This window comes from Micromonospora sp. M51, assembly GCF_018070305.1.
Lineage (GTDB): Bacteria > Actinomycetota > Actinomycetes > Mycobacteriales > Micromonosporaceae > Micromonospora > Micromonospora parva.
Genome location: NZ_JAGPXZ010000043.1, coordinates 1 through 16,149, shown reverse-complemented (window position 1 = coordinate 16,149; position 16,149 = coordinate 1). Strand labels below are relative to the sequence as shown.

General features: G+C 70.8%; 12 protein-coding genes and 1 pseudogene. 7 read left to right on the top strand and 6 right to left on the bottom strand.

Features of this window, described 5'->3' with window-relative positions; genetic code table 11:
• From KBX53_RS04490 to KBX53_RS04470, 5 genes and pseudogenes are all read left to right on the top strand, one after another.
• Positions 1 to 342 (top strand): annotated as a pseudogene (locus tag KBX53_RS04490) (carbohydrate ABC transporter substrate-binding protein); the annotation flags it as partial.
• A 67-nt stretch (positions 343 to 409) separates the two neighbouring features.
• A complete protein-coding gene (locus KBX53_RS04485) occupies positions 410 to 1,378 on the top strand; it encodes a carbohydrate ABC transporter permease (protein ID WP_030337787.1) in 969 nt (322 codons plus the stop codon).
• Position 1,379: 1 nt separating this feature from the next.
• Positions 1,380 to 2,267 carry a carbohydrate ABC transporter permease gene (locus tag KBX53_RS04480; protein WP_210857897.1) on the top strand — a complete coding sequence of 296 codons (888 nt, stop codon included), beginning with the start codon at positions 1,380 to 1,382 and terminating at the stop codon, positions 2,265 to 2,267.
• Entirely contained in the window at positions 2,264 to 4,495 is a 2,232-nt protein-coding gene (yicI, locus tag KBX53_RS04475; RefSeq protein ID WP_210857896.1) for an alpha-xylosidase, read from the top strand. The genes KBX53_RS04480 and yicI overlap by 4 nt, the downstream gene beginning before the upstream one ends.
• Positions 4,492 to 5,901, top strand: a complete 1,410-nt coding sequence (locus KBX53_RS04470) for a GH1 family beta-glucosidase (RefSeq protein WP_210857895.1) — start codon at positions 4,492 to 4,494, stop codon at positions 5,899 to 5,901. The genes yicI and KBX53_RS04470 overlap by 4 nt, the downstream gene beginning before the upstream one ends.
• A gap of 145 nt (positions 5,902 to 6,046) precedes the next feature.
• Here KBX53_RS04470 and KBX53_RS04465 read toward each other — a convergent pair whose 3' ends face one another.
• Together KBX53_RS04465 and KBX53_RS04460 are read right to left on the bottom strand one after the other, a co-directional pair.
• Positions 6,047 to 6,640, bottom strand: a complete 594-nt coding sequence (locus tag KBX53_RS04465) for an NTP transferase domain-containing protein (RefSeq protein ID WP_030337783.1) — start codon at positions 6,638 to 6,640, stop codon at positions 6,047 to 6,049.
• A 245-nt stretch (positions 6,641 to 6,885) separates the two neighbouring features.
• Entirely contained in the window at positions 6,886 to 8,595 is a 1,710-nt protein-coding gene (locus KBX53_RS04460; RefSeq protein WP_210857898.1) for a bifunctional 3'-5' exonuclease/DNA polymerase, read from the bottom strand.
• Between the two features lie 66 nt (positions 8,596 to 8,661).
• Here KBX53_RS04460 and KBX53_RS04455 point away from each other — a divergent pair, with 66 nt between their 5' ends.
• Together KBX53_RS04455 and KBX53_RS04450 are read left to right on the top strand one after the other, a co-directional pair.
• On the top strand, positions 8,662 to 10,527 hold the full coding sequence (locus KBX53_RS04455) for an ABC transporter ATP-binding protein (RefSeq protein WP_210857894.1): 1,866 nt from the start codon (positions 8,662 to 8,664) through the stop codon (positions 10,525 to 10,527).
• A gap of 50 nt (positions 10,528 to 10,577) precedes the next feature.
• On the top strand, positions 10,578 to 12,269 hold the full coding sequence (locus tag KBX53_RS04450) for an ABC transporter ATP-binding protein (RefSeq protein WP_245233777.1): 1,692 nt from the start codon (positions 10,578 to 10,580) through the stop codon (positions 12,267 to 12,269).
• Positions 12,270 to 12,275: 6 nt separating this feature from the next.
• Here KBX53_RS04450 and KBX53_RS04445 read toward each other — a convergent pair whose 3' ends face one another.
• From KBX53_RS04445 to KBX53_RS04430, 4 genes are all read right to left on the bottom strand, one after another.
• Positions 12,276 to 13,202: a carbohydrate ABC transporter permease gene (locus KBX53_RS04445; RefSeq protein ID WP_030337779.1), complete on the bottom strand. Its 927-nt coding sequence runs from the start codon at positions 13,200 to 13,202 to the stop codon at positions 12,276 to 12,278.
• Positions 13,202 to 14,110 carry a carbohydrate ABC transporter permease gene (locus KBX53_RS04440; RefSeq protein ID WP_030337778.1) on the bottom strand — a complete coding sequence of 303 codons (909 nt, stop codon included), beginning with the start codon at positions 14,108 to 14,110 and terminating at the stop codon, positions 13,202 to 13,204. The genes KBX53_RS04445 and KBX53_RS04440 overlap by 1 nt, the downstream gene beginning before the upstream one ends.
• An 18-nt stretch (positions 14,111 to 14,128) precedes the next feature.
• A complete protein-coding gene (gene ngcE, locus KBX53_RS04435) occupies positions 14,129 to 15,565 on the bottom strand; it encodes an N-acetylglucosamine/diacetylchitobiose ABC transporter substrate-binding protein (RefSeq protein ID WP_210857892.1) in 1,437 nt (478 codons plus the stop codon).
• Positions 15,566 to 15,591: 26 nt separating this feature from the next.
• Positions 15,592 to 16,149: sugar isomerase domain-containing protein (locus tag KBX53_RS04430; RefSeq protein ID WP_210857891.1), on the bottom strand; the 558-nt coding region annotated here is incomplete at its 5' end.

The window sequence follows — 16,149 nt, the reverse complement described above, 5'->3', positions numbered from 1 at the left end:
GTCCCGGAGAACAGCAAGGCCAAGAGCCTGGCGTACGACTTCATCGACATCACCCTGCGCCCGGAGATCCAGGATCTGATCGGCAACAACGGTGGTGTTCCGGTCGCCGCTGACGCGTCGAAGATCACCGACCCGAAGGACCGCAAGCTGATCGAGGACTTCAACACGGTCAGCAAGTCCGACGGGCTCGCCTTCTACCCGGACTGGCCGGTCCCCGGCTACTACGACGTGCTGGTCTCCGGCTTCCAGGGTCTGATCAACGGCTCGAAGTCGCCCGACCAGGTCCTCGACACGATCGCCAAGCCGTACGCCGATGGCGTCAAGGAGATCACCGGCAAGTGACACGGCGAGCGGCGGGCGTGACCGGCACGACCGGCGCGCCCGCCCGCCCCGCCGGGAAGGATCTTCCATGGCAGTCTCCGAGACGGTCGCCGCCACACCGCCGGCCGCGGCCCCCACTCCGCCCGTGCCCCGCCGCCGACGCCGCGGCCGCAACGCGGCGTACTGGCTCTACCTGCTCCCCGGAGCGGCGCTCTTCCTCCTCGTCATCGGCGCGCCGCTTCTCGGCACCCTCTACCTGTCGCTGACCAAGTGGTCCGGCATCGGCGACCCCCGGTGGGTCGGCCTGGACAACTACCAGCAGTTGCTGCACGACGACGTGTTCTGGGCGTCGTTCCGCAACACCGTCTGGATGCTCGTCGCGATGGTGGTGGTGCCCACCGTGCTCGGTCTGCTGCTGGCCGCGGTGCTCTTCGACGTCATCGGCCGCCGGTTCAAGCCCCGCACCGCCGCCGCGCTGCGGGCCGCGTTCTACCTGCCGCAGGTGCTGCCCGTCGTGGTGGCCGGCATCGTCTGGGGCTGGATCCTGCGCCCCGACGGGGCGTTCAACAGCCTCCTCGACGCGGTCGGTCTCGGCGCGCTCCGCCATGACTGGCTCGGCGACCCGGGCACCGCCCTGCCGGCCGTGATGGCCGTGATGATCTGGGTGCAGATCGGCTACCCCGTCGTCGTGTTCATGGCGGCGTTGCAGCGGGTCGACCCCGAGCTGTACGAGGCGGCCGAGGTCGACGGCGCGAACTGGCTGCACCGGTTCCGGGCGATCACCCTCCCGCAGATCCGGCCGGAGACCTTCGTGGTGGCCCTGACCTGCACTATCGCCGCGTTGAAGGTGTTCGGGCCGATCTTCGCCCTGACCCGGGGCGGCCCGGACAACGCCACGAACGTGCCGTCGTACTTCGCCTACTACACGTTCTTCAAGAAGCTGCAGGTCGGCTACGGCTCTGCGATCTCCATGGTGCTCACCCTGATCATCGTGGTGGTGGCCGGGATCTTCATCTGGATGCAGGCCCGCAGCGAGCGCCGGGACCGGGGGTTCTGACATGGCCGTCATGCTCACACCGAGCACCGCGCCGGTGAAGCCGGCCCGGCCGGTACGCGACCGACACCACCGCGGCGTCAGCCGCTGGGTGGTGCTCGTCCTGGTCCTCCTCGGCGCGCTCGTCATGCTGGTGCCGTTCGCGTTCATGCTGCTCAACGCGTTCAAGTCGCCCGGCGACTACTCGTCGAGCGGGCCGCTGAGCTGGCCGACGGAGTTCTACACCAAGGGTCTGCGCACCTACTGGACCACTGTGAACTTCCCGCTCAAGTTCTGGAACTCGGCGATCATCGCCGGCTCGGTGGCGGTGCTCGGCGTCGCCGTGTCGCTGCTCAACGCGTACGCCCTGGGCATCGGCCGGGTCCGTGGCCGGCTGTGGATCGTCGGTCTCTTCCTGCTGGCGAACATGCTGCCGCAGGAGGCGCTGATCTACCCGCTGTACTACGTGGCGAAGCAGGTCGGCCTCTACAACACCCAGCTCTCGGTGATCATCATCTTCACCGTGATCCAGAGCGCGTTCGGCACCTACCTGCTCGCCTCGGTGATGAGCACGTTCCCGCGCTCGCTGCTGGAGGCCGCCGCGTTGGACGGCGCCGGCAAGTGGACGGTGCTGTGGCGGGTGGTCTTCCCCAACCTGCGGCCCACCCTCGCGGTGCTGCTCATCTTCTTCTTCATCTGGACGTGGAACGAGTTCCTCATCCCGCTGGTCATGCTGATCGACAACCAGACGCAGACCATCCCGGTCGCGCTCGCGTCGTTGCAGGGCGACCGGCTGATGGACGCCCCGACCACCAACGCCGGCGCGCTGATCAGCCTGGTGCCGGCCATCCTCTTCTTCCTCATCTTCCAGCGCACCCTTGCGCGCGGTATCACGGCAGGAGCCGAGAAGTGAAGTTCACCGACGGGTACTGGCAGCTGCGCCCCGGCGTCAGCGTCCTGCGCCCCGGCACCGTGGAGTCGGTCGAGCCGGACGAGCGCGGCTTCACCGTCTTCGCGCCGACCGGTCAGATCACCGGACGCGGCGACACCCTCAACCGTCCCCTGGTCACCGTCCGGTTCTTCTCCCCCGCCCCCGGCGTCATCGGGGTGACGATCGCCCACCACACCGGAGGGCTGCCCCGCGAACCGCACTTCGGGCTGAGCACCGACGAGACGCACCCGGTCACCGTCGACGTCACCGGGCTCAGCGCGACGCTGACCACCGGTGAGCTGACCGCACGGGTCTCGCTCATCGACGGGTGGCGGGTCGACTTCCTGCACGGCGACCGGCTGGTCACCTCGTCCACGGCGCGCAGCATCGGCGTCGTCACCGACGCCGAAGGCCGCCGGCACGTGCACGAACGGCTCGCCCTGGGCGTCGGTGAGACGGTGTACGGGCTGGGCGAGCGCTTCGGCCCGTTCGTCAAGAACGGGCAGACCGTCGACATCTGGAACGCCGACGGCGGCACCGCCAGCGAGCAGGCCTACAAGAACGTGCCGTTCTACCTCAGCAGCGCCGGCTACGGGGTCTTCGTGGACCACCCGGAGCACGTGTCGTTCGAGGTCGGCTCCGAGGTCGTCACGCAGACCCAGTTCAGCGTCGAGGGCCAGTCGCTGACCTACTACGTCATCGACGGGCCCCACCCGAAGGACGTGCTGCGCCGGTACACAGCGCTCACCGGCCGGCCGGCCCGGATCCCCGCGTGGTCGTACGGCCTCTGGCTGTCCACGTCGTTCACCACCTCGTACGACGAGAAGACGGTGACCGAGTTCGTCGACGGGATGGCCGAGCGCGGGCTGCCGCTGTCGGTGTTCCACTTCGACTGCTTCTGGATGCGCCAGTTCCACTGGGTCGACTTCGTCTGGGACCCGGCGACCTTCCCCGACCCGGAGGGGATGCTGCGCCGGCTGCACGAACGCGACCTGAAGGTGTGCGTCTGGATCAACCCGTACATCGCGCAGCGCTCGTACCTCTTCGAGGAGGGCCGCGAGGCCGGTTACCTGGTGCGCAACCCCGACGGCTCGGTCTGGCAGTGGGACAAGTGGCAGGCCGGCATGGCGCTGGTCGACTTCACCAACCCGGACGCGGTCGCCTGGTTCACCGGCAAGCTCAAGGTGCTGCTGGACATGGGCGTCGACTGCTTCAAGACCGACTTCGGTGAGCGCATCCCGACCGACGTGGTGTGGCACGACGGCTCCGACCCGCAGCGGATGCACAACTACTACTCGTACCTCTACAACAAGGCGGTCTTCGAACTGCTGGAGACCGAGCGCGGCAAGGGCGAGGCGGTGCTGTTCGCCCGCTCGGCCACCGCCGGCGGGCAGCAGTTCCCGGTGCACTGGGGCGGCGACTGCGAGTCGACGTTCGTCGCGATGGCCGAGTCGCTGCGCGGCGGGCTGTCCCTGGCGGCGTCCGGCTTCGGCTACTGGAGCCACGACATCGGCGGCTTCGAGGGCACTCCCGACCCGGCGGTGTTCAAGCGGTGGGTGGCCTTCGGGTTGCTCTCCTCGCACTCCCGGCTGCACGGGTCCGGCTCGTACCGGGTGCCGTGGGCCTTCGACGACGAGGCCGTCGACGTGCTGCGGCACTTCACCCAGCTCAAGCTCGGCCTGATGCCGTATCTGGCGGCCGCCGCCGAGGACGCGCACCGCGACGGAACGCCGATGATGCGGCCGATGTTCCTGGAGTTCCCGGACGACCCGGCGACCGCGCACCTGGACCGGCAGTACATGCTCGGCCCGGACGTGCTCGTCGCGCCGGTGCTCAGCGCCGACGGCGACGTCACGTACTACGTACCCGCCGGCACCTGGACGCACCTGGTCACCGGCGCGCAGGTCACCGGCCCGACCTGGGTGACCGAGAAGTACGGCTTCGACAGCCTGCCGGTGCTGGCCCGCCCGGGTGCGGTCATCCCGTTCGGCTCGCGCACCGACCGACCGGACTACGAGTGGGCCGACGACGTGCGGCTGCGGCTGTACGCACCGACCGACGGGCAGCGGGTCCGGGTACGGGTACCGTCACCCGGCGACGGACCGGGCGCCGAGTTCGACGTGCGCTACGAGGGCGGGACGGCCAGTGCCGAACTGGTCGCCGGCACCTCGACGGGCTACATCTGCGAGATCCAGGGGACGGAACGATGACGCGACACCACTTCCCGGAGAGCTTCATCTGGGGCTCGGCGACGGCGGCGTACCAGATCGAGGGTGCGGCGACCGAGGACGGGCGGGGCCCGTCCATCTGGGACACCTACAGCCACACCCCCGGCCGGACCCTCAACGGCGACACCGGGGACGTGGCCGCCGACCACTACCACCGGTGGGCCGACGACCTCGGGCACATCGCCGACCTCGGGCTCAGCGCGTACCGGTTCTCCATCTCCTGGCCCCGGGTGCAGCCGGGCGGTTCGGGCCGGTTCAACCAGGCGGGCATCGACTTCTACTCGCGGCTGGTGGACGGGCTGCTGGAGCGGGGCGTCCGCCCGGTGGCCACCATGTACCACTGGGACCTGCCGCAGGAGCTGGAGGACACCGGCGGGTGGGCGGCACGGGAGACCGCGTTGCGCTTCCAGGAGTACGCGGCGGGCATCGTCGGTGCGCTGGGCGACCGGGTGCACACCTGGACGACGCTGAACGAGCCGTGGTGCTCCGCGTACCTGGGTTACGCCTCCGGGGTGCACGCGCCGGGTCGCACCGAGCCGGCGGCGGCGCTGGCAGCGGTGCACCACCTCAACCTCGCGCACGGCCTGGCCGGCCGGGTGGTCCGGGAGCTGGCCCCGTCCGCCGAGCTGTCGGTGACGCTGAACCTGCACGTCGTCCGGGGTGCCTCCGACTCGGCCGCCGACCAGGACGCGGTCCGGCGGATCGACGCGTTGGCGAACCGGGCGTTCCTCGGCCCGATGCTGGACGGGGCGTACCCGGCCGACCTGCTGACCGACACCGCCTCCGTCACCGACTGGTCGTTCGTCCGCGAGGGTGACGAGAAGCTGATCGCGGTACCGCTGGACGTGCTCGGGGTCAACTACTACTCCAGCACCCTGGTCCGGGCCTGGGACGGGGTGTCGGCCCGCTCCGACGCCGACGGGCACGGCGCGTCGACCTCCACGCCGTGGGTCGCCGCCGACGACGTCGACTTCCTGCCGCAGCCCGGCCCGTACACGGCGATGGGTTGGAACATCGACCCGCCGGCGCTGACCGAGCTGCTGCTGCGCCTGCACCGCGAATACCCGAACCAGCCCATGATGATCACCGAGAACGGCGCGGCGTTCGACGACGTGGTGTCGGCCGACGGCCGCATCCACGACGAGCGGCGGATCAACTACCTGCGTCGGCACATTGGCGCGATGGCCGACGCCCGCGCCCAGGGTGCTGACGTCCGCGGCTACTTCGTCTGGTCGTTGCTGGACAACTTCGAGTGGGGCTACGGCTACGACCGTCGCTTCGGGATCATCCGGGTCGACTACGACACCCAGGTACGCACCTGGAAGGACAGCGCCCACTGGTACCAGCGCCTCGCCGCCACCGGAGAGCTGGACTCGGCGCAGGACTGAAGTACCCCGCCACGCCCGCACCGAGCTTGCGGCCATGTCCTGACGAGCGTGATGCCTGTGAGTCATCTTGATGCCTCACAGGCATCACGCATTCCGGGAAGCGCGACGCAACGCCTACCGTCGGGCTTCCACGGCTGTTGCCGCCTCAGACCCCGACGCGCTGCGGCGGGACGGTGAGGCCGTAGAGATCCATCAGCTCCGGGGTGTCGATCCGGCTGCCGTCGGCGACCGAGTCGCAGGCGATGTCGACAATCTGGTCCTTGTGCGCCAACAGGTACGGCCGGGCGCCCACGTCGGCGCTGGCCAGGGTGGCGATGCCGGGCCAGTGCCGGCGGCCGAACAACATCGGATAGCCGCGCAACCCGTCGTAGGTGGCGCAGACCAGCACGTCCGGGTACGGCAGCGCGGCCACCCGCCGGACCGCCGTCGCGGTCAGGCCCGGCATGTCGACCGGGACCACCACCACCGCCTCGATCCCGTCGTCGTCCATCGCGGCCAGACCGGCCCGGATGGACGAGCCGACTCCGGTGCCCCACGCCTTGTTGATCACAACGGTGGCCTTGCCCAGGTCAGCGGTCTCCTGGACCTGGTCGGCGGCGGCACCCAGGACGACCACGATCCGCTCGCAGCCCGCCTCGGTCATCGTGTCGATCATCTGATTGACCAGGGGCTTTCCCCCCTGGTGCAGCAGCGCCTCGGGACCACCGATCCGTCGTCCTCCGCCTGCGGCGATGATCATTCCTGCGATCCGGTTCAGCTGCGCCCCCTCCAGCACGGAACGGACCGTGACAGATCCGTCCCCTCCTACGGACACTGCAACGAGGACGGCCAGCCGAGGGTGGCGGGGCGAAAAGGAGAAATAGCACAACCGTTACACGCCCGGCATCTCCCGACGCAGCGGACGGTGCCGGTCGTCGAGGGCGCGGCGGTCGCCCGACGGCGCGGACCTGGCCGGTGTCCCGACGGTCGGCGTACGCTCGCGGGTCAGGCGGCGTCGGCGTAGCAGTCGACGATGGACAGATCCAGCGGAAACCGGACCGGCGTCGCACCGAAGAGCAGCGCCGAGGCCCGCTCGCCGCAGCGGCTGACAGCCTCGGCGACCGCGTCGGCCTGGCCCGCCGGCGCGTGCACGACCACCTCGTCATGCTGGAAGAACACCAACTCGGCGTCGGTGCCGGACAACTCCGTACGCAGCGTCGCCAGCAACGTCGAGGCCCACTCCGCGGCGGTGGCCTGAATGACGAAGTTGCGGGTGAAACGCCCCCGCGACCGCGCGGCACGCGCCCGTGGACTCTGCGGATCGGCAGGCCCCTCCGGATCGGCGGTCTCGTCGCCCAGCTCACCGAACCCGGCCGAGCCGGGCGGGCACGTCCGCCCCAGCCACGACCGCACCAACCCACCTGTCTCACCGGTGCGCGCCGCCGCCTCGACGTAACCGAACGCCGTCGGGTAACTGCGCTTCAGCACCGCCAACGCGGGCACCGCGGCCCCGCCGGTCTGCCCGTACATGGCACCGAGCAGGGCCACCTTGGCCTTCGCCCGGTCGCCACCGAACGAATCCCGGGCCAACGCGGCGTAGAGGTCGCCGGCACCACCCGCCGCCGCCAACCGCGCGTCGCCGGAGACCGCTGCCAGCACCCGGGGCTCCAACTGGCCGGCGTCGGCGACCACCAACCGCCAACCCGGATCGGCCACCACCGCCCGCCGGATCACCTTGGGGATCTGCAACGCGCCACCACCCCGGGTGGCCCACCGGCCGGAGACGACACCACCTGGCACGTACTCCGGTTGGAACCGGCCGCCCCGCACCCACTGGTCGAGCCAGGCCCAGCCGTGCGCCGTCCAGATCCGGTAGAGCTCCTTGTATTCCAGCACCAGCGGCACCGCCGGATGGTCCACCCCGCGCAGCACCCAGGCCCGGGTGTTGGGCAGCTCCACCCCGGCCCGGGCGAACGCCTTCAGCAGCTCGGCCGGCGAGTCGGCGTGCAGGCCGCGTACGCCGAGGGCGTCGGCGATCCGGGCGGCCAGCTCGGCAAGTCGACGGGGCGGCCCACCGACCGGGGACGCCTCACCGAGCAGCTCGTGCAGGATCTCGTTGTGCACGTCGGCACGCCACGGCAGCCCGGCGACGCCCATCTCCGTGGCGACCAGCGCGCCGGCCGACTCGGCGGCCACCAGCAACCGGAACCGGCCGGGGTGCTCGGTCCCGGCGACCCGGGCGAGCTGGTCCGCGTACACCCGGGTCAGTGCCTCGATGCCCGGCCCCGGCGGACCGGGCAGGGTGTCGAAGAGCGCGCCCTGCCCGTGCCCGGGTGGTGCGGCGGCGCGCGGCGGCGGGTCGGGCGGCACCGCCGCGCCGGTCAGCCGGGCCCAGGCGGCGGCCAGCGAGCGGGGCTCGCCCCAGCGGCCCGCGTGGCCGAGCAGCAACGCCTCGGTCAACTCCACGTCGTGACACCGGTCGACCCGGACGCCGGCGCGCAGCAGCGGCGGATAGACCGCCGAGGCGGTCGCCCAGACCCAGCGGGGGCGCTCTGCGGCCTCGCGCGCGGCGACCGCGGCGACCAGATCGGTGACGGCCTCCTCCGGGCCGCACTGCTGTACAGTTTCGTCCAGCGGGCACAGCACTCCCCCGCCGCGTTCGTCGGACACCACCGCCACCAGCACGAACGTGATTCTGCCTCTTTCGTCCGACAGAAACGGAGGCGCACCTCACCGGATTCGGGTCGGTGCGGTGTCGGAGCCGGTCGGTAGCGTGATCAGGTGCCTCCGCAGATCCCGCATCCCGATCCTGGCACCCCCGACACCCGTGGTCCGATGCGCTACCTGTGGTGGCTGGTCCGCTGCCAACCCTGGCGGGTGCTGCGTGGCAGCCTGCTCGGCACGGCCTGGATGATCGGGCTCTCGGCCCGGCCCTATCTGATCGCCCGGGCCGTCGACGACGGGCTGCGCACCGGCGACACCCGCGCGCTGGCGCTCTGGGTCGCGGCGATCGTGGTCGCCGGCGTGGGCCTGTCCTACCTGGGCATCATGCGGCACCGCACGATGACCTTCATCCGGGAGGACGCCAAGGCCCGCTCGGCGGAGGTCCTGCTGCGCCACCTGTCCCGGATCGGCGCGGTGCTGCCCCGCCGGGTGGGCGCGGGCGAGGTGTCCACCATCGGCGGCTCCGACATCGACTGGACGGCGCAGGTGCTGACGCTGACCGGGCCGGGCGTCGGCGCGGTCGTCGCGTACGGGGTGATCGCCGTGGTGCTCTGGTCGATCTCCCCGATGCTCGCGTTCTGCGTGCTGGTGGGGGTGCCGGTGGTCGGTCTGGTCGTGGGACCGCTGCTGCGTCGCCTGGAGCGGGCCGAATCGGTCTACCGGCGGCAACAGGGCGCGCTCACGGCCCGGTCCGGTGACATCGTGGCCGGGCTGCGGGTGCTCGCCGGGGTCGGTGGTCGGGACCTGTTCGCCCGACGGTACGCGGCCCGGTCCCAGGAGCTGCGCGCCGAGGGCTACCGCGTCGGCGCGGTCAACAGCTGGATCGACGCGGCGACGGTCGCCATCCCCGGGTTGTTCCTGGCGGCGGTGGTGTGGCTGACCGCCCGGATGGCGGTGACCGGTGACGTCACGATCGGCGAACTGGTCGCCGTCTACGGCTACGTGGCGACCCTGATCGTGCCGGTCTGGTTTCTGCTGGAGGGCAGTCACCAGCTGATCCGGGGTCGGGTCGCCGCCCGGCGCATCGCCGACCTGCTCAACGTGACACCTGACGACGTCGGTGGACCTGGTCGCCGCTGGCCCGATTCCACGCCCGAGGCACGCCGGCCCGATCAAACGCCCGAGGCACGCCGGCCCGAGGCACGCCGGCCCGGCTCCGTGCCCGAGGCACGCCGGCCACCTGGCCCGGCCGCGCCGGACGGCCCGGCCGCGCCGGACGGCCCGGCCGCGCCGGACGGCCCGGCCGACCTGCACGACCCGGTGACCGGGCTGACAGTGCGCGCCGGGTCGCTGACCGGCGTGGCGGTGGACGACCCGGCGACGGCCGTGGCGTTGGCCGACCGGCTCGGCCGGTACGTGGTCAGCGGTGTCACCTGGGGCGGTGTGCCGCTGCGCGACGTGGCCCTGGACGAGGTCCGCGCCCGGATCCTCGTCGCCGACCACGACTCGTACCTGTTCGCCGGCACGCTGCGCGACATCCTTGGCGCCGGGGCCGACGACGATGACGAGCGGATCGGCGCGGCCCTGCGAACCGCCTCCGCGCAGGACGTCGTCGACGCCCTGCGCGCCGGGCTGGACACCCCGATCGACGCCCGCGCCCGGACGCTCTCCGGCGGCCAGCGCCAACGGCTGCGCCTGGCCCGGGCGCTGCACCGCGAACCGGAGGTGCTGATCCTCATCGACCCGACGTCGGCGGTGGACGCGCACACCGAGGCGCGGATCGCCGAGCGGCTGCGGACCGCCCGGGCCGGGCGGACCACCGTGCTGATCGCCACGTCACCGCTGCTGCTCGGCCGGGCCGACCTGGTCGCGCATGTGAGCGCCGGCCGGGTCACCGGCACCGGCAGCCACACCGACCTGTTCGACAGCGACCCGGCCTACCGGCACCTGGTGGCCCGGGGCAGCGAGGAGGCGTACCGGTGAGCCGCCTGCCGGTGGCCGACCGCGCCCCCGTCCGACGGGCCCTGCGCGACATGATCAGCCGACACCGGCGCGCCGTCGGGGTGGTGCTGGCGCTGCACAGCGCCGCCGCGGTCGCCGGGCTCGCCCCGCCGTGGCTGCTGGGCACCATCGTCGACCGGGTCGCCGCGGGCGCGGGCGTGGCCACTGTGGACCGGCTGGCACTGGCCATCGCCGGCTGTGTCCTGGTCAGTGCCCTGCTCTCCCGATACGCCCAGTATGCCGGCCACCGCTTCGGCGAACGGGCCGTCGCCGAACTGCGCGAGCAGTTCGTCTCCCGGACTCTCGGGCTGCCGGTCTCGGTCGTCGAGCGCGCCGGCTCTGGTGACCTGGCCACCCGCAGCTCCGTCGACGTGTCGACGGTCGGCAGCACGGTGCGCGACGTGGTGCCCACCATCGTCATCGCCACCGTGCAGCTGACGTTGCTGTTCGGTGCGGTCTTCCTGCTGCACCCGCTGCTCGGGCTGGCCGCGCTGGCCGGGCTCCCGTCGATCGTGGCGGTGACCCGTTGGTATCTGCGCCGGGCCAGCTCCGCGTACCTCACCGAGGGCGCGGCGGCCGCCGAGCTGACCGAGACGCTGACCACCACCGCCGAGGGCGCCCGCACGGTGGAGGCGCTGCGGCTGGCCGACGAGCGGGTCCGCCACGGCACCACCCGCGTCACGCTGGTGTGGCGGGCCCGTCGGGCGACCCTCGCGCTGCGTACCGTGTTCTTCTCGGTCGTCGAGGCCAGCTACCCGCTGCCGGTCGCCATGGTCCTGCTCGTCGGGGGCTACCTGCTGGCCCGGGACATGGTGTCGCTCGGCGCGGTGGTCGCCGCCGCGCTCTACCTGCAACAGGCGATCGACCCGTTGGACCGCCTGTTGCAGTGGACCGAGCAGGCGCAACGCGGCTTCGCGTCGTACGCCCGGGTGCTCGGTGTCGGCATGGTTCCGCCGGAACCACCCGGCACGACGGCCTCGTCCCCAGGTGAGCGGCTCGTCGTGCGGGGGGCACGGTTCTCCTACTCCGACGGGCCGGACGTGCTGCACGGCATCGACCTGGAGGTGCAGCCCGGCGAGCGGCTGGCCGTCGTCGGCCCGTCCGGCGCCGGCAAGTCCACACTGGCCCGGCTGCTGGCCGGGATCGACGCGCCACGGCAGGGTGTCGTCAGCATCGGCGGCTGCCCGGTCACCGACCTCGACCCGGCCGAGCGCCGCCGCCGGATCGCCCTGGTCACCCAGGAGCACCACGTCTTCATCGGTTCGGTACGCGACAACCTCTCGTTCGCCGCGCCCGACGCCTCCGACGACCAGATGCGCGCCGCGCTCGCCACGGTCGGCGCCGACTGGTTCGCCGCGCTCCCCGACGACCTGGACACCCCGCTCGGCGACGGGGCCCGTCAGCTCGGTGCGGCCGAGGCCCAGCAGCTCGCGCTGGCCCGGTTGGTGCTCGCCGACCCGCACACGCTGATCCTGGACGAGGCGACAGCGGCGCTCGACCCGTCCACTGCCCGACGGACCGAGCGCGCGCTGGCCGCGGTGCTCTCCGGACGGACCGTCATCGCGATCGCGCACCGGCTCAACACCGCGCACGACGCCGACCGGGTCGCCGTGCTCGCGGACGGCCGGATCACCGAGATCGGCAGCCATGACGAGCTGGTGGCGGCCGGTGGCGCGTACGCGGCCCTGTGGCGCTCCTGGCACACCCGCGTCGACGAGCGGTGAGACGCCCTACTTCACCGCACCGGAGGTGAGGCCGGCCTGGATCTGCCGCTGGAACAGCGCGTACACGAGGATCATCGGGAGGATGGCGATGGTCAGCGCGGCGAACAACCCGGACCAGTCCGCCTCGTAGCCGGCGTTGACCGAGATGTCGGCGATGCCCTGGGTGAGCACCCACTTGTCCTTGGCGTTGGAGAGCAGCACCAACGGGAGCTGGTACTGCGCCCACTGACCGATGATGTTGAAGATCGCGACGCTGATCAGGCCCGGCTTCGCCATCGGCATCATCACCTGGAAGAACAGTCGGCTGTGCCCACAGCCGTCGATCATCCCCGCCTCGGCCACCGACGACGGCAGCGTCTTGAAGAACGCCGCCAGGAAGAACACGGTGAACGGCAACGAGTACGCGGTGTAGACCAGCACCACGCCGGTGTGGGTGTCCAGCAGACCCAGGTTTTTCACCACGAAGAAGAGCGGCACCAGAGCCAGGAAGACCGGGAAGGCCAACCCCGAGACGAAGAGGAAGTAGACCGCCCGGTTGCCCCAGAACTTGTAGCGGGCCAGCACGTACGCGGCCATCGAGCCGAGCAGCATGGTGAGGAAGGTGCTGCACGACACCACGATCACGCTGTTCAGGAAGTACCGCCCGACGTGCGCCTTGGTCCAGGCCCGGGAGAAGTTCTCCCAGCGCAGCTCCGCCGGGAGCGTCCACGGGCTGCTGAAGATCTCGCTGGTGTTCTTGAACGCGGCGAGGAAGGTCCAGAGGATCGGCACGATCACGATCACCGCCCAGACGGCGAGCGCGACGTGCCCCAGGCTGGCAAAGAACCGTACCTCCGAGCGGGGGCCCTTACGCCCCGGCCCGGCGGGGGCGGACGGGTCACCGGTCTTCGGCGGCAGCGCCGCCGGGGGCGGCAGCGTCGACTGCGGATTCATCAGTACTCCACGCTTTCCCGCTTGGTGAGCCGCAGCGTCAGCGCCGCGAACGTGAGGGTGAGGAAGAACAACGCCACGCCCATCGCCGAGGCGTAGCCGTACTTCGAGTAGACGAACGCGTTGCGGTAGATCTCCATGGCCAGCACTGTGGTGGCGCCGTCCGGGCCGCCACCGTCCACCGAGAGCACCGCCACGATGGCGAACGCGTCGAACGCCGCGATCCCGAGGTAGACCCAGGCCACCTGGAGGGTGTCCCACAGCAGCGGCAGGGTGACCCGGAAGAACAGGGTCACCTTCGACGCCCCGTCCATCTCGGCGGCCTCGTAGATCTCACCGGGAATGGAGGCCATCCCCGCCGAGAAGAGCACCACGTAGAAGCCGACCGCCTGCCAGACCAGCACCGCGATGATCGACCAGAGGGCCAGGTTCGGCTTCACCAGGAAGAGGATCGGCTCCAGGCCGAACTTCATCAGTACGCCGTTGATCAGACCGGACTCGTTCGGCCGGTACACCATCTGGAACAACACCGCGATGATGGCCACCGCCAGGACCTGGGGGAAGAAGAACACCACCCGGTAGAACTTCGCCCCCCAGACCCCCTGGCGTTGACCACCGCTGCTCTTGCCGCCCACGTTGAGCAGGAAGGCGAAGAACAGGGCGATGGCGATAGTGATCAGCGGCAGGGCAAGCAGCAGTACGCCGTGGTGCTGGACCGCCTTCCAGAAGGCCCCGTCGTCGAGCAACCTCCGGTAGTTGTCGAAGCCCACCCACTGCGGGGCGGAGAGCCCCCGCCAGTTGGTCATCGAGATCTGGAACGCCTGCGCGTACGGCCAGATCACGAATGTCACGTACAGCGCGACCGGGGCGAACAGGAACCCGATCACGAATGGATACTTGCCGTGCCGCATGACCCTAGCTCCGATCGATCAGCGCTTGAACTTGGCGACGGAGCTGTCCTTCTTGATCGCGTCGGCACGCTTCTGGATCCGCTCCACGAAGGCGTCCGCGTTGATCCGGCCGAACATCAGCTCGTTGGTGGCGGTCCGCGCCTCCGTGTCGAGCTCCTTGTACCAGCCGTCGAAGTACAGGTTGAACACGTCCTGACCGGCCGCCTTGAGCGCGGCCTGCGAGCTGGCCACGCCGGGCGGGAAGGCGAAGCCCTCCGAACCGGCGGGGACCACGGTCGGGGCCTTGACGACCTCGGTGAAGCCCTTCGCGCCCTCCTTGGACAGCATCTGGCGCATGTACTCCAGGCCACCCTTGGGGTTCTTGCTCTTCGCCGAGACGAAGTAGCCCTCACCGGCGGTGGCCCGCAGCGCGGTGGCCGGCAGCTTGTCCGAGGCGGACATGCTCGGCACCGGCATGAGCTGGTAGTCGAAGCCGGCCGGCGTGTCCTTCTTCTGCTCGCCCTCCAGCCAGTCACCGCTCGGGTAGAGGGCCACCTTGTACTGGTTCTGCCGCAGCTGCACGTCGGTGTGCTTGAGGCCCTCGAAGCTCTTGTCGCTGAACTTCGCGCCGACCTCGGCCCACGCGGTGGCCGCCTGCTTCACGGCGTCCTGCTGCCAGGCGCCGTCCTCCAGGTTGTCGATGTTCTTCAGCACGTCCACGCCGCCGATCTTGGCGGCGTGGGTGAGGATCACGTTCCACTGGTAGTAGGCCGCGTTCGCACCGGCGTAGCCGTACGGGGTGATGCCCTTGGCCTTGATGGCCGTGAGCAGGGCGATGAACTCTTCCCAGTTCTTCGCCGGCGCCCAGCCGTTGTCCTTGAACAGCTTGCCCGAGTACCAGATGCCGAAGACCGTGGAGACGTAGTACAGGACGTACGGCTTGCCGTTGAACGAGCCCGCCTCGATGGTGCCGGGCACCACCGTGTCGCGGACCTTCTTCGCCGGGTCGTCGACCGACGGCGCGTCCCACAGCTCGGTGAGGTCCTGGAGCTGACCGTCGGCCACGAGCGCGCCGAAGTCCATCAGCTTCTCGCCCGAGTTGTTCACGAACTCCGGCGGGTTACCGGAGGCGAACCGCGGCTGGAGCACGGTGGAGACGGCCTGGGTGGCCTGGTGCTTGACCTCCGCCTTGGGGAACGCCTTCTTGTACAGCGGCTCGTGCACGTCGGTGGCGTACTTCTCGCCGTAGCCACCGTTGAAGATGACCACCTCGATCGCGGCGTCCTCCTTGACGCCCAGCGGGTTCTTCTCGCTCTTCGTGCCGCCGGCGACCTGCTCGTTGTCGCCGTCGTTGCTGCTGGTGGCGCAGGCACCGAGCAGGCCGATGGCCGGAGTGGCGAGCATGCCCACGGCGGCGGCGCGACGCAGCACCGTGCGACGGTCGAGTGCGGCCGGGTGTTCGGGGGTAATCGACATCGTCGTCTCTCCTTGTGGAATTCGGGTCATGCGGTACGCCGGAGACGTCCGGCGTACCCCGACTCGAGGGCGAGGTTGTGCTCGTCCCCTCCGGGGACGTTGGCGGAGAGGTAGATAGGGGGTACCTCTCCGGCCTGGTGGAACCGTCGTACGACCTCCGCGGTCAGCAGCTGCGCCAGCAGCGCCGTGGTGACCGAGGAGACCGCACAGACCGCGCCGCCGCCCTCGAGCGGCAGCAGTGCATCGCCGTACGGCGCGCCGTTGTCCAGCACGACGTCGGCGAGGTCGGCGAGCCGATGCCCGGACGGGTGCCGTGGCGCCACCCGTGCGGTGTGCTCGACCGAGGTGACCGCGATCAACGGGTGACCGCGCTCGGTGACCAGCGCCGCCAGCTCGACCACCGAGCCGTTGATGCCGGACTGGGACGCCACCACGAACACGTCGCGCGGCTGGGGCGCCGCGAGCGCGTAGATCTGGTGGGCGATGGAGGGGTCACGTTCCAGTTTGGGGTCGGCGAGCACGTCGCGCGGGGCGTCACCGTGCATCACGAGGTCCCGTACCGAGAGCCGGTTGGTGGGGACCAA

Coding starts and splice junctions, on each gene's coding strand:
- KBX53_RS04485 (WP_030337787.1), top strand. CDS start 410: ATGGCAGTCTCCGAGACGGTCGCCGCCACACCGCCGGCCGCGGCCCCC.
- KBX53_RS04480 (WP_210857897.1), top strand. CDS start 1,380: ATGGCCGTCATGCTCACACCGAGCACCGCGCCGGTGAAGCCGGCCCGG.
- KBX53_RS04470 (WP_210857895.1), top strand. CDS start 4,492: ATGACGCGACACCACTTCCCGGAGAGCTTCATCTGGGGCTCGGCGACG.
- KBX53_RS04465 (WP_030337783.1), bottom strand. CDS start 6,640: ATGATCATCGCCGCAGGCGGAGGACGACGGATCGGTGGTCCCGAGGCG.
- KBX53_RS04450 (WP_245233777.1), top strand. CDS start 10,578: ATGATCAGCCGACACCGGCGCGCCGTCGGGGTGGTGCTGGCGCTGCAC.
- KBX53_RS04445 (WP_030337779.1), bottom strand. CDS start 13,202: ATGAATCCGCAGTCGACGCTGCCGCCCCCGGCGGCGCTGCCGCCGAAG.
- KBX53_RS04440 (WP_030337778.1), bottom strand. CDS start 14,110: ATGCGGCACGGCAAGTATCCATTCGTGATCGGGTTCCTGTTCGCCCCG.
- ngcE (WP_210857892.1), bottom strand. CDS start 15,565: ATGTCGATTACCCCCGAACACCCGGCCGCACTCGACCGTCGCACGGTG.